Here is a 12,562-nt window from a genome sequence, read left to right on the forward strand (position 1 = left end):
CCTACGGAGCGATGAGCTCGACTGTGGGGAAGTAGGTCCGATATCGGGTGGTGTCACGGGTGAGTAGCCGGTATTTCCGCACCGCGGCGTGCGCGCCGATGAAGAAGTCGGGCAGCGGCGACCTCTTCTCGCCCCCGCGTCTGCGATAGGCGAGAAACGCCTTGCCCGCGAGGAAGGCCGCCTCGAAGGGCACGTCCTCACGCTCGTAGTCCTCGGGCGGCAACGCCTCGTCAAGGCGCTCGATGCTCGAGAAGCCGACCGACACCTCGGAGTAGACGACCGGATTGAGAACCAGACGTCCCTCGTCCAGCGTCCGGGCCAGGGCATCGGCAGACCAGGCCCCCCACTTGGGGTCATCGGTGGCGACGTCGAGCAGGACGCAGGAATCCACGAGGGTGACCTGCTCGCGGACGACGCGCAGGGGGCTACTCGTCACGCAGCAGCCCCATGATCTCGTCCGTGGTCATGGACGTCGTCGCACTGCCCCGAAGTCGCTGCGCGGCCCGGCTGCCCCGCGTGCTGCTGCTCTCCCGGCGCACGATCTGCAGGGTGTTCCCCACTTCGATCACGTCGACCTCGTCGCCGGGGTGCAGGCCGTACTTCTCCCGGATCTCGGCGGGAATGGTCACCTGTCCCTTGCTGTTCAGTCGCATCGCGCTCGTCCCCATCACGTATTACACGTAGCACGTAATACTAGTCGCCGGCAGGAAACGCAGAAGGCCGGTGCGTTCGTGGGAACGCACCGGCCTTCTGGTGAAGCGGTGGATCAGACGGTGACCGAGAGCTGGGCGACCTCGCCGAGCTTGGCCTCGACGGGGACGTCCTTGGTGACGCCACCGCCGGCGATGATGCGGACGGTCCACTGGCCGGGCGCGGCGAAGAAGCGGAAGATGCCCTCGTCGGAGACGACGACCTCGCCGGTGAACTCGCCGCTGTGGTCCAGCAGGCGGGCGTACGCCGTGCCGGCGCCGGAGACGACGCCCTGGATCACGGCCTGGTTGGACAGGTCGATGCCGGCCGGCAGCGCGACGGTCTGCTCAGGAGCAGCGCAACCCTGGATGGTGGTCATCAGCGGGCCTCCCCTAGCTCGATCGGCACGCCCACGAGCGAGCCGTACTCGGTCCACGAACCGTCGTAGTTCTTGACGTTGGGCTGGTCGAGCAGCTCGTGCAGCACGAACCAGGTGTGCGCGGAGCGCTCGCCGATGCGGCAGTAGGCGATGGTGTCCTTGGAGAGGTCCACGCCGGCGCCGGAGTAGAGCTCGCGGAGTTCGTCGTCGGAGCGGAAGGTGCCGTCGTCGTTGGCCGCCTTCGACCACGGGATGTTGCGGGCGGTGGGCACGTGGCCGCCGCGCTGCGCCTGCTCCTGCGGCAGGTGGGCCGGGGCGAGCAGCTTGCCGGTGAACTCGTCGGGCGAGCGGACGTCGACCAGGTTCTGCTTGCCGATCGCCGCCACGACGTCGTCGCGGAAGGCGCGGATGTCGTTGTTGGGCTCCTTGGCGACGTACTGCGTGGCCGGGCGCTCGACGACGTCCGTCACCAGCTCGCGGGACTCCAGCTCCCACTTCTTGCGCCCGCCGTCGAGCAGCTTGACGTTCTCGTGGCCGTAGACCTTGAAGTACCAGTAGGCGTAGGCGGCGAACCAGTTGTTGTTGCCGCCGTAGAGGATCACGGTGTCGTCGTTGGCGATGCCGCGCGACGACAGCAGCGCCTCGAAACCGGCCTTGTCGACGAAGTCGCGGCGGACCGGGTCCTGCAGGTCGGCCCGCCAGTCGATCTTCACGGCACCGCGGATGTGACCCTTGTCGTAGGCGCTGGTGTCTTCGTCGACCTCGACGAGCACGACACCCGGCGTGTCGAGGTTGGCCTCGACCCAGTCGGCGTCCACCAGAACGGCGGAGCGGCTCATTGGATTCTCCCAGGTTGTAGACGGCGAATGAGCAGGTACATTTCGCAGCCCAGGCAGAAGCCGAACGCTGCGTTGAGGAAGGCGGCCAGCAGTGCCGCTGCTGTCGCACCCAAGGCCAGTGCGGTGATCCCCGCCGCGAATCCGATCAGTCCCACGACCGCGAACCCCAACCCGACGGCCTGCGCGAACCGCGGTGGCGCCGCGTCCTCCATCTCGGCCGGCGGCCTCAACCTCGGCCGTACGAACCGGCGGAAGACCAGCCCGTACGGCGACGCGTCAGCGGCGCCGAGCGCGAAGACGATCGCCTGCGCGGCGAGCAGCCAGGGATTCTGAGTGACCAGTACGACCGCGAGGACCACACTGGTCACGGCCGCGCCGAAACGCGGGCCACGAGGGTCGATCTGCATCGTGGGGATGCTCCTGAAGGATTCTTGGAACGCGGCACGAAGCCGCAGGAATCACCCTCAGGCCATGCGACAGAGCGATGTCGCCACGCGGCAGAAGTCCACCGCGCGCCGCTTCGTGAGCAGCTCTGTCGTGGGAGTCATGACCACGACAGTACCTTCCGTCTCGGCATCTGTCACACCTTGTCCGATGGCTGAGACGGCCCGTGAGACGCGCCGTCCACGGCCGCCCCGAGCACGGCGATGACGTCGGCCTTCCGCGGCTGGCCGGACGCCCTCTTCACCACGTTGCCCGCCCCGTCGAGGACGAGCACGGTCGGGGTGCGCAGCACGTCGAAGCGCCTCACCAGATCGAGGCGCGACTCCGCGTCGATCTCCACGTGCCGGACGCCGGGGACCATGCCGGCCACCTCGTCCAGCACGCGGCGGGTCGCGCGGCAGGGCTGGCAGAACGCGGTCGAGAACTGCACGAGCGTGGCGCGCTCGCCGAGGTCGGCACCGAGATCTGCACTCGTCACCGCGGCGTGTCCCACGACTCGCATCCTTCCGTCGCGCCGTCTCAGGAGCAGCCCGACGACCACGCCCAGCACGAGCGTGGCCGCGAGGGTCGCGATTCCTGCCATCACCGTCTGCAACCGTACGCCCGGTGCGGCCGATTCCCGCGCCGGATAACGGCAGGGTCACAGACTGACGGTCACCAGGACGCGGCCGGCCGAGTCGGTGAGCTCGATCCGGTCGATCTGGCCGGGGCGCAGCGCGGTCGAGCCTTCGAGGACCATGTTCTGGCCGCGGAGCTCGCCCCTGCCCACGGTCCAGCTGCCGAGGGTCGATACCTCGCCGTCCTTGGACACCGCGCGCAACGTGCAGACCGTGCCCGCCGGGACGCCGGCGACCCTGGCGACGACCTGCGTGCCGCCGTCGTGCGGCACGAGCCGTACGACGATCCGTACGTCGCCGCTGCTCCCGCGCACCTCGGACGGCACGGGCGACGCGGCCACGGGCGTCTCGGCGGGCGGCGGCTGGACCTTTCGCGCCACCCCCCCGGCGGAGGACTCGGCCGAGGGCACGGACGACGACGCGGCCGAGTGCATGGGCGTCGGGGGCTCCTTGGCGGCGAAGGGCTCCACGAGCGCCTCCGCCGACCTGTCGGCCTGCACCCGCTGATCCTGTGCCCTCTGATCCTTCGCCGACTGGTCCTGGGCCGACTGGTCCTGGGCCGACTGGTCCTGGGCCATCTCTCCCTGACCTGCCTGGTCCGCCTGGGCGGGGGCCGCCGCGGCCGACCCCGCCGCCGTCGTCGTCTCCGTCCCCCGCAGCGTCGCCGACACCCACGCCGTACCACCCGCGGCCGCGACGACGACGGACGCGGCGAGCGCCAGCAGCACCCGGGATCGGCGCCCGCGACGCGCGGGCGGGGCGTCCACCGCGTCCACCGCGTCCAGCGCCAAGGACACGGCTTCGGGCACGGGCTGCGCGGCTTGGGGCGCGCTCGTCGTCGCACCCGCGAAGACGCCGTCGAGCACGGCACGCGGCGGCGCGGCGGCGCGCTCGATGTCCTCGGCCGACACGCGGGCCAGCAGCGGCGGCAGCCCGGACAGCTCGGACAGCTCCGCCCGGCAGGCCGCGCACGTGTCCAGGTGGGCCTCGACCTCGGCGGTCTCTGCGTCGTCGAGCGCCCCCAGCACGTACGAGCCGAGCGAGATCCGCACCTCCTCGCAGGTCATGGCGCCAGCCCCCGTTCCTCCAGGGCGAGCTTCAGCGCCCGGAGGGCGTAGTAGGTCCGCGACTTCACCGTTCCCGGCGGGATGCCGAGGATCTCCGACGCCTCCTTCACCGATCTCCCCCGGTAGTACGTCTCCAGGAGCACCTCGCGGTGCTCCGCCCTGAGCGAGGCCAGCGCCTCCGCGATCCCCCACGACTCGACGGCCCGTTCCAGCTCGTCGTCGGCGGGCAGCACGGCGAGCGCCTCGTCCCCCGTCTCCTGCGGCCTGGACTTGCGGGCCCGGTGCTGATCGACGACGAGGTTGCGGGCGACGGTGAACAGCCACGCGCGAACGGGACGTCCCTGGAGCCCGGAGGGATGCCGCCAGGCCCGAAGCAGCGTCTCCTGCACCACGTCCTCCGCCCTGCCCGGATCACCGGTCAGCCGCAGCACGTAGCCGTACAGCGGCCCTCCGTGATCCTCCCAAAGTGCGCGTATGAGCTCCTCGTCGGCTGTTCCGGCTGGACTCACACCCTCATCACGTACGCCGGACCGCGACGGTTCGGCGGTGTGACCATCGTCACGCGGGGGCTCATCGAAGGGGGACATCGGACGCGGTGCCCTGGACCGCGAGCCCTTCGCTCGTCGACTTCACGCGGGTGATCCTGAGGTTGAGCGGCAGGTCCTTCACCGGCACCGTGAACGAGATGAACCGCTCGGGGTTAGGCACGGGGATGCCTCCGGCGATCTTCACGCTCGCGGGCGTGAGCCGTATCCCGCCCTTGACCACCTGGATCTTCATGTCGGCGGTGACCGGCACCTGGTTTCCGAGCACGGGCACGTTGCCCGAGACGCGGATCTTGTCGTCGCCGGTGCCCTCGACCTTGATGCCGCGCGGCGCGCGGGCCGACAGGGTCTGCCGGGAGATGACCACGGTGCCCGTCACGCGGTCGGCCTTGATCTCCGTGGTCGCGGCGTTCTGGATCAGGTCGGAGAGCGGGGCGGTGACGCCGTAGACGGTGGCGTCGATTCGTTCGAGTTCCACGCCCTCCCGCTCCACCTTCCCGATGCCGATGCTGATCTCCTCGTATCGCCCCGAGATGGCCTGGGTGAGGAACGGCAATCCCTTGACCTGCACCGAAGGGGTCTCCTCGAGGTCATACTTGGCCTCGATCTGGCGGGCGATCTCGCGCTGCACCCCGATCACGGCGACCCGGTCGAGCACGACGAGCGCGATGGCCAGCAGGGCCACGGCGACGACCAACTTGCGCATCCGACCCCTCCGAAGGCGCCTTTGCGATCAGGGTAGTGCCTTGACCGGCAAGATTTGCCCGAAACGAGCGGTGTCCAGAGTGGTGCATCGCAAGGCGGAGGAGGAGCTCGTAGCCGGAGGCTACGGGCGACGACGACAACGCGGCGAGGTGCCGCTCTGGGCGACGCGAGGGGCAAAGATCGACGGGAGAGGCACGTAAGGTCGCTCATCCCCCGGCGAAGGGGGGTAAAACTTCGACCACGGCGCCGTCGGGGAGGTCGATCGTCGCCGGATCGCGCGTGCCGGCCGGGGCGCCGTCGACGAGGAAGGAGCACCGGCGCAACACGCGCTCGATCGCCGGGTTGCGCGAGATCACCGCGAGCAGATCTCCCAGCGTCTCGGCGTCGAACGGCTCCTCCGGCACGCCGGCGGCCTCCTTCGCCGCCGCCCAGTAGCGGATGGTTCCCCTGGCCATGGCGTACCGTTCCCCTCACTCTCACGTCACCCCGCGGAAGCTCTCCGTCACCGTCACGTTACGGCGGTAAACCACGTGACGTGTTGTTCACACGGGTGACGCACATTGGACGCAAACTTCGTGTGGGCTACCCTACGAATTATTGGACTCGGGCGATGTGGCCCCCGGGTCCTTACGTGTTTGAACGGCTGTCGCGGTTTTCAGTGCTGCAAACGGCGCCGAGCCGACATGGTGCGAGGAGGCTCATGTGAGCAATCTGCTCCTGCTGACCAACGCTCTGGAGCCGTCGGCGGAGGTGCTCCCGGCACTCGGACTGCTGCTGCACTCGGTGCGGGTCGCGCCCGCCGAGGCCTCCGCGCTGATCGACACTCCCCCGGCGGACGCCATCCTGGTGGACGCGCGCCGTGAGCTCGTGCAGGCCAAGAGCCTGTGTCGGCTGATGCGCACGACCGGTGTCACCTGTCCGCTGATGGTGATCGTGACCGAGGGCGGCCTCGCGGCGATGACGGCGGAGTGGGGCGCGGACGACGTGATCCTCGACACCGCGGGTCCGGCGGAGGTCGAGGCCCGGCTGCGGATGGCGGTCGGGCGGCTGTCGCTGGCCGCCGCCGACGAGGTCCCCGACGAGATCCGCAGCGGCGACCTGTCGATCGACGAGGCGACCTACACGGCCCGGCTGCGCGGGCGCGCGCTGGACCTCACCTTCAAGGAGTTCGAGCTGCTGAAATACCTCGCGCAGCACCCGGGCCGGGTCTTCACCCGCGCCCAGCTGCTGCAGGAGGTCTGGGGCTACGACTACTTCGGCGGCACCCGCACCGTGGACGTGCACGTACGGCGCCTGCGGGCCAAGCTGGGCGCCGAGTATGAGGCGCTCATCGGAACCGTACGCAACGTCGGTTACCGCTTCGTCCCCGACCGCGGCGAGCAGAACGAGGCCGAACCCGCCAGACGCTGACGGCCCGCCCCCCTCCAGGGGGACGGGCCGTCGCCGTTTCTCGTGATTACTGGATGAGGTTGATGCGGCCGGTCGCCGGCGGGGCGATCGGCGAGTGCGCGCCCATGTAGGCGACGAACGCGTCGATGTCCAGCGGGCCGCTCCACAGGTCGGTGCCCTGGGTGAAGACGGTGAAGCCGTCGCCGCCGCCGACGAGGAAGTTGTTGGCGGCCACCCGGATCTGCTGGGTGTCGGTCACCGCGGCGCCGTTGATCTTGATGTCGGAGACCCGCGAGCCCACCGGCTTCGTCGTGTCGAAGGTGTAGGTCAGCGACGAGGACGGCTGCAGGATCCGCTGCGTGAGGCCGCCCGTCACCGGGTCGACCGTCCAGATCTGCTGCTCCAGCAGCGCCTTGAGCTGGGCCCCGGTGAGCGTGACGACCTGCATGAGGTTGTTGAACGGCTGCACCTGGAAGGCCTCGCCGTACGTCACGACGCCGTCGCCCTCGGCGCCGCTCTGCGCGTAGGACAGGTCGGTGCGGACGCCGCCCGGGTTCATCAGCGCGATCTCCGCGTTGCCGCCGTCCTTGGTCGCCTCAAGCTGCGCGTCGGCGATCAGGTCGCCCAGCGGGGTCTCGCCCACGTTCGTGCCGCGGCCGATGTTGGCGGTGATCGAGCCGATCGGCTTGTTGGCGACGGTCGAGACCCGCTCCTGCCAGGTCTTGATGTACGCCTCGGTCTCGGGGTCCGGGGTGACGGTGCGGGTCACCACGTTGTTCTTGGCGACGACGCTGGAGCGGACGATGTCCTTCGTCTTGCGGTCGACCTGGAAGTCGATCTGGGTGATCGCCCGGCCGAACGACGAGCCCTGGGTGTAGACGCGGTCCTGGCCCGCCGGGTCCTTCACCGTGCAGACGTACGCCTGGTGGCTGTGGCCGCTGATGACCAGGTCGATCTGCGGGTCGAGGCCGGTGGCGATCCGCGAGCCGTTGCCGGGGACGACAGGGCAGGAGCTGGGGTCCTGGTTGGGGGTGATGTTGTCGCCCTCGTGGACCAGGACGACCTGCGCCTTGACGCCCCGCTTGGCGAGCTCCTTGGACACCTTGTTGGCCGCCGCGACCTCCTCGGTGAACTGCAGGCCCTTGATGCCGGCGGCGGTGACGATGCTGGGGGTGGTCTGGGTCACCAGGCCGATGAAGCCGATGTCCACCCCGTGGATCTTCTTGACGAAGTAGGGCGGCAGGGCGTAGTCGCCGTTGCTCTCCTTGACGACGTTCGCCCCGAGGTAGTCGAAGTTCGTGCCCTTCCACGTGCCGGCCGGGGAGCAGCCGTCGACCGGGTGGCAGCCGCCGTTCATGATGCGGTTGAGCTCGTCGATGCCCTCGTCGAACTCGTGGTTGCCGGCCGAGGAGGTGACCAGGCCCTGCTTGTCGAGCAGGGCGACGGTCGGCTCGTCATGGTAGGCGGCGGACAGCAGCGGCGAGGCGCCGATGAGGTCGCCCGCGGCCACGAGAAGAGTGTTGGGGTCGCGCAGCTGCTTGAGGTGGGCGACCAGGTAGGACGCGCCGCCCGCGATCGAGTACTTCGCGCCGGGGATGCCGGTGAGCGAGCCGTCGGTGTCGACGTTCGCGCCGTTCGGGTCGAGGATCCGGGAGCTGGACCCGGTCGGGGGCTCCAGGTTGCCGTGGAGGTCGTTGATGGTCAGCAACCGGACGGGAACGGAGGGACCGGGCTTGTCGGGCTTCGGGGGCTTCGGGGGCGTGGGGGGCTTCGGGGGCGTGGGGGGGTTGGGAGGGGTGGGGGGGTTGGGTTTGGGAGGGGTGGGGGGATTGGGGGCGGGGGCGGTGGGAGGAGCGGGGGGCTTGGGACCGGGAGAAGCGGCTGCCGTGCCCATCGTGAGGGTCGCGACGCCGACCATTGCGGCGCCGGCGATGGCCAGTCGCGTCAGGGATGCTCGGGTCATGACCTCCGACAGTAGAGCGGGGAGCTGAGCGGGAAATTGCGCAGAGATAACGATTCAGAGAGGGGACGCATGGCGTCTATTGCCGAAGCCCGGTAGGGAGATCGCCGGGCCTTCACTTATCGTGCCAATCATGGACCTACGCGTGGAGATCACGGAGCGGCTCGATGACGAGCAGGTGGCGGCGGTGCTCGCCCTGGTGGAGGCGGCCGCCGAGGCCGACGGTGTGGCCCCGCTCAACGAACATGTGATGCTCCAGGTGCGCCACGGCGCCGAGCCGGGTGCGAGAGCCGTACTGGTGTATGCGGACGGGAGCGTCGCGGGCTTCGCCCACCTGGACCCGGCGGACCCGGAGGAGGGACCGAGCGGCGAGCTCGTGGTGCATCCCGCCTTCCGCGGGCGCGGCCTGGGCCGGCGGCTGCTCGGCGAGGCGCTGGAGGCGAGCGGGGGCGGGCTGCGCCTGTGGGCGCACGGCGACCTGCCCGGCGCCGCCCGTCTCGCCGCGAGCGCGGGCCTGGCCCGGGTGCGCTCCCTGTGGCAGATGCGCCGCCCGCTGTCCGAACCCCTGCCCGCCGCCGCCCTCCCCGAAGGCGTACGGCTGCGCACGTTCGAGCCGGGACGCGACGAGAAGGCGTGGCTGGCGCTCAACGCGCAGGCCTTCGCCACCCACCCCGAGCAGGGCTCCTGGACGGCCGCCGACCTCGAACTGCGGGAGCGGGAGCCGTGGTTCGACCCCGCGGGTTTCTTCCTCGCCGTACGGGGAGACGCGCTGGCGGGCTTCCACTGGACCAAGGTGCACGCGGGGACGCCCGGCGGCGACGAACCGATCGGCGAGGTCTACGTGGTGGGGGTCGCGCCCGGCGAGCGCGGCACGGGCCTCGGCCGGGCGCTGACGCTCGCCGGGCTCGAACACCTGCGCGCGCTCGGCCTCTCGCAGGTCATGCTCTACGTGGACGAGGAGAACACCGCGGCGGTCCGGCTGTACGAGTCGCTCGGGTTCACGCGGTGGAGCACGGACGCCATGTACCGGCGCTGAGACGCCGAAGGGCCGGTCCCCCGCGTGGGGCCGGCCCGTTCTATATAGAGGTGTCCTCTATCCGAGGACGAGGTTGAGGATGAAGTAGCCGATCGCGGCGGCGACGGCCGCGGCGGGGATCGTCAGGACCCACGCGGTCACGATGTTGCCGGCGATGCCCCACCGCACGGCCGACAACCGCCGCGTGGCGCCCACACCCATGATCGCGGAGGTCATGGTGTGCGTGGTCGAGATCGGGGCGCCGAACCCGATGGCGGCGGTGTAGAGGACCGACGACGCCGCCGTCTCGGCCGCGAAACCGCGCGGCGGGTCCAGGTGGATGATGCGCCTGCCCATCGTCCGCATGATGCGCCAGCCGCCGGAGTAGGTGCCGAGGGAGATCGCCGTGGCCGAGGCCGTGATGACCCACTCGGGAATGCCGCCCTGGGGGGAGGCGTATCCGCCGACGACGAGCGCCAGGAAGATCACGCCCATCGTCTTCTGCGCGTCCTGCAGCCCGTGGCCGAGCGCGATGGCGGCCGCCGACACCGGCTGGATGTACCGGAACCCCCGGCTGGTGCGGTGCGGGTTCGACTTGCGGAAGAGCCACAGCAGGATGATCATGATGATCCCGCCCAGGACGAACCCGATGACAGGCGACAGGACCATGGGGATGACGACCTTCTCCACCACTCCCGACCAGTGCACGTTCGCGCTGGCGGCGAGGGCGGAGCCGACCAGCCCGCCGATCAGGGCGTGACTACTGGAGGACGGCAGGCCAAAATACCAGGTGATGAGGTTCCAGACGATCGCCCCGATGAGGGCGCCGCCCACGATGAGCAGCCCGTGGGTGCCGTCCGGAGCGTCGATGATCCCCTTGCCGACGGTCTGGGCGACCTCGGTGCCGAGATGGGCGCCGATGAAGTTCATCACCGCGGCGAGGAGGAGTGCGACCCGCGGCGTCAGCGCGCGGGTGGAGACGGAGGTGGCGATGGCGTTCGCCGCGTCATGGAAACCGTTCGTGTAGTCGAACACCAGCGCGATGACGATCACGCCGATGACAAGCGCGAGCTCCACTTAACTTTCCTTGACCGCGATCGTCTCGATCGTGTTCGCGACGTGCTCGAAGGCGTCCGCGGCGAGCTCCAGCTGCTCGATGACCTCGCGCATCTTCATGACGGTGAGGGCGTCGTACTCACCGCTGAACAGCTTCGCCAGCAGCCTGCGGTAGACCTGGTCGGCCTGGTTCTCCAGCCGGTTGATCTCGATCCAGTATTCGTTGAGGTGCTGCATCGAGCGCAGCCGCGGCATCGCGTCCGCCGTGAGCTCGGCGGCCCGTTCGAGGACCTCCACCTGACGTACGACCTCCTTGGGCAGGTGGTCGATCTGGTAGAGGACGATCAAATCGGCGGCGGCCTCCATGTAGTCCATCACGTCGTCGAGATTCGACGCGAGGCGGTAGATGTCCTCGCGGTCGAAGGGCGTGATGAAGCTCTCATTGAGCCGGTTCATAATCGCGTGAGTGCGCTCGTCGCCCGCGTGTTCGCAGGCGCGCATCTTCTCGGCCAGACCCTCCCGGTCCGAACCGTCGCTGATGATCTCGACCAGCAGACGCGATGCGGTGACGAGGTTGTTCGCCGAGTCGGCGAACAAGTCGTAGTAGCTGTCCTCACGGGGCGTGAGACGCAGGCGCACGTCGTTTCTCCAGATGTGCGGGGACGGTCCGCAGAGAAGGGTACGGCTTACCAGTTGAAATGCGAAGTTCAGGCCACACAAGCCCGCTTGTAACCTACTCTTCCCCTTCCCGCTGCCCAGAACGGCTCCCGTGACACACTTGTTGCCTGAGCCGCTTCAGATCTTGGTGCGGTGGAAGTTCAGGAACGACCTGCTCGGCGTCGGCCCCCGCTGTCCTTGGTAGCGCGAGCCGTACCGGTCCGAGCCGTACGGGAACTCGGCGGGCGAGCTGAGCCGGAACATACAGAGCTGACCGATCTTCATGCCCGGCCACAGTTTGATCGGCAGCGTGGCGACGTTGGACAGTTCGAGTGTGACATGTCCCTCGAAGCCGGGGTCGATGAAGCCGGCCGTCGAGTGCGTCAGCAGGCCCAGCCGGCCCAGGCTCGACTTGCCCTCCAGCCGTGAGGCGATGTCGTCGGGCAGGCTGATCACCTCGTATGTGCTGGCCAGCACGAACTCCCCCGGATGCAGGATGAACGGCTCGTCGCCGTCCGGCTCCACCTGCCGGGTGAGGTCCGGCTGCTCGATCGAGGGGTCGATGTGCGGGTAGCGGTGGTTCTCGAACACCCGGAAGTAGCGGTCCAGCCGTACGTCGATGCTGGACGGCTGGATCATCGCCGGGTCGTACGGGTCGAGCTTCACCCTGCCCGACTCGATCTCGGCACGGAGGTCACGATCGGAAAGCAGCACGGGTGCAAGGCTAGTAGGCCATTTCAGCGGCAGGTGTAGCGGATCTTCGCGTCGGGACTGCAGGACCACCCCCCGGATCCGCTACAGTAGGGGCAGCGACAGGCTCCACGCCGGTCACGCGGGTGTAGTTCAATGGCAGAACATCAGCTTCCCAAGCTGACAGCGCGGGTTCGATTCCCGTCACCCGCTCCACCCACGAAGGCCCAGGTCAGGAAGTTGATCCCGACCCGGGCCTTGATTGTTTTCGGGGCGCTTCGATCTTCTCGGGCCATTAGCGGGCCATTAGGCTCCGTCCTCATAGGCCCTCTCTGGAGGGTCCTCCCCGGGGGCCAGGAAACGATCGGCGCTGTCGGCGGTGTCTACGTATCCGATGGCGTCGACCGTGATCGCCGTGGCTCGCCCTTTCGCCGTAATCAGCCAGGCCAGGACCTGTTCGGTTAGGGCGTGTATTTGGTTGTGATCAAGGGGTGGCCTGGGTGAGGTCT

Annotated in this window: 16 protein-coding genes and 1 tRNA gene; 3 read left to right on the top strand and 14 right to left on the bottom strand. The window is 69.1% G+C overall.

Annotated elements, in window-relative coordinates:
- Position 1: 1 nt before the first annotated feature.
- The 10 genes from HCK04_RS34265 to HCK04_RS34310 all read right to left on the bottom strand — a co-directional run bounded on the left by HCK04_RS34265 (position 2) and on the right by HCK04_RS34310 (position 5,741).
- Positions 2-436 carry a type II toxin-antitoxin system VapC family toxin gene (locus tag HCK04_RS34265; protein ID WP_142651504.1) on the bottom strand — a complete coding sequence of 145 codons (435 nt, stop codon included), beginning with the start codon at positions 434-436 and terminating at the stop codon, positions 2-4.
- Positions 426-653: an AbrB/MazE/SpoVT family DNA-binding domain-containing protein gene (locus HCK04_RS34270; protein ID WP_142651505.1), complete on the bottom strand. Its 228-nt coding sequence runs from the start codon at positions 651-653 to the stop codon at positions 426-428. The genes HCK04_RS34265 and HCK04_RS34270 overlap by 11 nt, the downstream gene beginning before the upstream one ends.
- A 113-nt stretch (positions 654-766) precedes the next feature.
- Positions 767-1,069: a DUF1416 domain-containing protein gene (locus HCK04_RS34275; RefSeq protein WP_142651506.1), complete on the bottom strand. Its 303-nt coding sequence runs from the start codon at positions 1,067-1,069 to the stop codon at positions 767-769.
- On the bottom strand, positions 1,069-1,908 hold the full coding sequence (locus HCK04_RS34280; protein WP_142651507.1) for a sulfurtransferase: 840 nt from the start codon (positions 1,906-1,908) through the stop codon (positions 1,069-1,071). Before HCK04_RS34280 ends, HCK04_RS34275 begins: the two co-directional genes overlap by 1 nt.
- Entirely contained in the window at positions 1,905-2,315 is a 411-nt protein-coding gene (locus HCK04_RS34285; protein WP_142651508.1) for a DUF4395 domain-containing protein, read from the bottom strand. Before HCK04_RS34285 ends, HCK04_RS34280 begins: the two co-directional genes overlap by 4 nt.
- Positions 2,316-2,488: 173 nt before the next feature.
- Positions 2,489-2,854, bottom strand: coding sequence for a thioredoxin family protein (locus HCK04_RS34290; RefSeq protein ID WP_240972086.1), 366 nt, complete (start codon positions 2,852-2,854; stop codon positions 2,489-2,491).
- 138 nt (positions 2,855-2,992) lie between these two features.
- Entirely contained in the window at positions 2,993-4,036 is a 1,044-nt protein-coding gene (locus HCK04_RS34295; RefSeq protein ID WP_142651509.1) for a zf-HC2 domain-containing protein, read from the bottom strand.
- A complete protein-coding gene (locus HCK04_RS34300; RefSeq protein ID WP_244313069.1) occupies positions 4,033-4,545 on the bottom strand; it encodes a sigma-70 family RNA polymerase sigma factor in 513 nt (170 codons plus the stop codon). The genes HCK04_RS34295 and HCK04_RS34300 overlap by 4 nt, the downstream gene beginning before the upstream one ends.
- Before the next feature lie 61 nt (positions 4,546-4,606).
- Positions 4,607-5,287 (bottom strand): DUF2993 domain-containing protein, encoded by a 681-nt coding sequence (locus tag HCK04_RS34305; protein WP_142651511.1) that lies wholly within the window; start codon positions 5,285-5,287, stop codon positions 4,607-4,609.
- A gap of 205 nt (positions 5,288-5,492) precedes the next feature.
- A complete protein-coding gene (locus HCK04_RS34310; RefSeq protein ID WP_142651512.1) occupies positions 5,493-5,741 on the bottom strand; it encodes a MoaD/ThiS family protein in 249 nt (82 codons plus the stop codon).
- Between the two features lie 247 nt (positions 5,742-5,988).
- On the opposite strand from HCK04_RS34310, the gene HCK04_RS34315 reads away from it, so the two are divergent.
- Positions 5,989-6,696 (top strand): response regulator transcription factor, encoded by a 708-nt coding sequence (locus tag HCK04_RS34315; RefSeq protein ID WP_030510419.1) that lies wholly within the window; start codon positions 5,989-5,991, stop codon positions 6,694-6,696.
- A 46-nt stretch (positions 6,697-6,742) separates the two neighbouring features.
- Here HCK04_RS34315 and HCK04_RS34320 read toward each other — a convergent pair whose 3' ends face one another.
- Positions 6,743-8,383 (bottom strand): bifunctional metallophosphatase/5'-nucleotidase, encoded by a 1,641-nt coding sequence (locus tag HCK04_RS34320; RefSeq protein ID WP_205831062.1) that lies wholly within the window; start codon positions 8,381-8,383, stop codon positions 6,743-6,745.
- Between the two features lie 385 nt (positions 8,384-8,768).
- On the opposite strand from HCK04_RS34320, the gene mshD reads away from it, so the two are divergent.
- On the top strand, positions 8,769-9,671 hold the full coding sequence (gene mshD / locus HCK04_RS34325) for a mycothiol synthase (protein WP_142651514.1): 903 nt from the start codon (positions 8,769-8,771) through the stop codon (positions 9,669-9,671).
- A gap of 57 nt (positions 9,672-9,728) precedes the next feature.
- Here the strand turns inward: mshD and HCK04_RS34330 are convergent, their stop codons facing one another.
- From HCK04_RS34330 to dcd, 3 genes are all read right to left on the bottom strand, one after another.
- Positions 9,729-10,727, bottom strand: a complete 999-nt coding sequence (locus HCK04_RS34330) for an inorganic phosphate transporter (protein WP_142651515.1) — start codon at positions 10,725-10,727, stop codon at positions 9,729-9,731.
- On the bottom strand, positions 10,728-11,345 hold the full coding sequence (locus HCK04_RS34335) for a DUF47 family protein (RefSeq protein ID WP_030510423.1): 618 nt from the start codon (positions 11,343-11,345) through the stop codon (positions 10,728-10,730).
- Between the two features lie 156 nt (positions 11,346-11,501).
- Positions 11,502-12,077, bottom strand: a complete 576-nt coding sequence (gene dcd, locus HCK04_RS34340; RefSeq protein WP_142651516.1) for a dCTP deaminase — start codon at positions 12,075-12,077, stop codon at positions 11,502-11,504.
- 118 nt (positions 12,078-12,195) lie between these two features.
- On the opposite strand from dcd, the gene HCK04_RS34345 reads away from it, so the two are divergent.
- Positions 12,196-12,269 (top strand) — tRNA-Gly (locus HCK04_RS34345).
- The last annotated feature ends 293 nt before the right edge of the window (positions 12,270-12,562 follow it).

Origin of the sequence: Microbispora sp. CL1-1 (assembly GCF_012034195.1) — a bacterium.
In the GTDB taxonomy this organism is placed as follows: domain Bacteria; phylum Actinomycetota; class Actinomycetes; order Streptosporangiales; family Streptosporangiaceae; genus Microbispora.

Bases quoted from the DNA above. Each gene is read 5' to 3' on its own strand.
- mshD (WP_142651514.1), top strand. From the start codon at position 8,769: ATGGACCTACGCGTGGAGATCACGGAGCGGCTCGATGACGAGCAGGTG.
- HCK04_RS34295 (WP_142651509.1), bottom strand. From the start codon at position 4,036: ATGACCTGCGAGGAGGTGCGGATCTCGCTCGGCTCGTACGTGCTGGGG.
- HCK04_RS34290 (WP_240972086.1), bottom strand. From the start codon at position 2,854: ATGCGAGTCGTGGGACACGCCGCGGTGACGAGTGCAGATCTCGGTGCC.
- HCK04_RS34310 (WP_142651512.1), bottom strand. From the start codon at position 5,741: ATGGCCAGGGGAACCATCCGCTACTGGGCGGCGGCGAAGGAGGCCGCC.
- HCK04_RS34280 (WP_142651507.1), bottom strand. From the start codon at position 1,908: ATGAGCCGCTCCGCCGTTCTGGTGGACGCCGACTGGGTCGAGGCCAAC.
- HCK04_RS34270 (WP_142651505.1), bottom strand. From the start codon at position 653: ATGCGACTGAACAGCAAGGGACAGGTGACCATTCCCGCCGAGATCCGG.
- HCK04_RS34305 (WP_142651511.1), bottom strand. From the start codon at position 5,287: ATGCGCAAGTTGGTCGTCGCCGTGGCCCTGCTGGCCATCGCGCTCGTC.
- HCK04_RS34285 (WP_142651508.1), bottom strand. From the start codon at position 2,315: ATGCAGATCGACCCTCGTGGCCCGCGTTTCGGCGCGGCCGTGACCAGT.
- HCK04_RS34275 (WP_142651506.1), bottom strand. From the start codon at position 1,069: ATGACCACCATCCAGGGTTGCGCTGCTCCTGAGCAGACCGTCGCGCTG.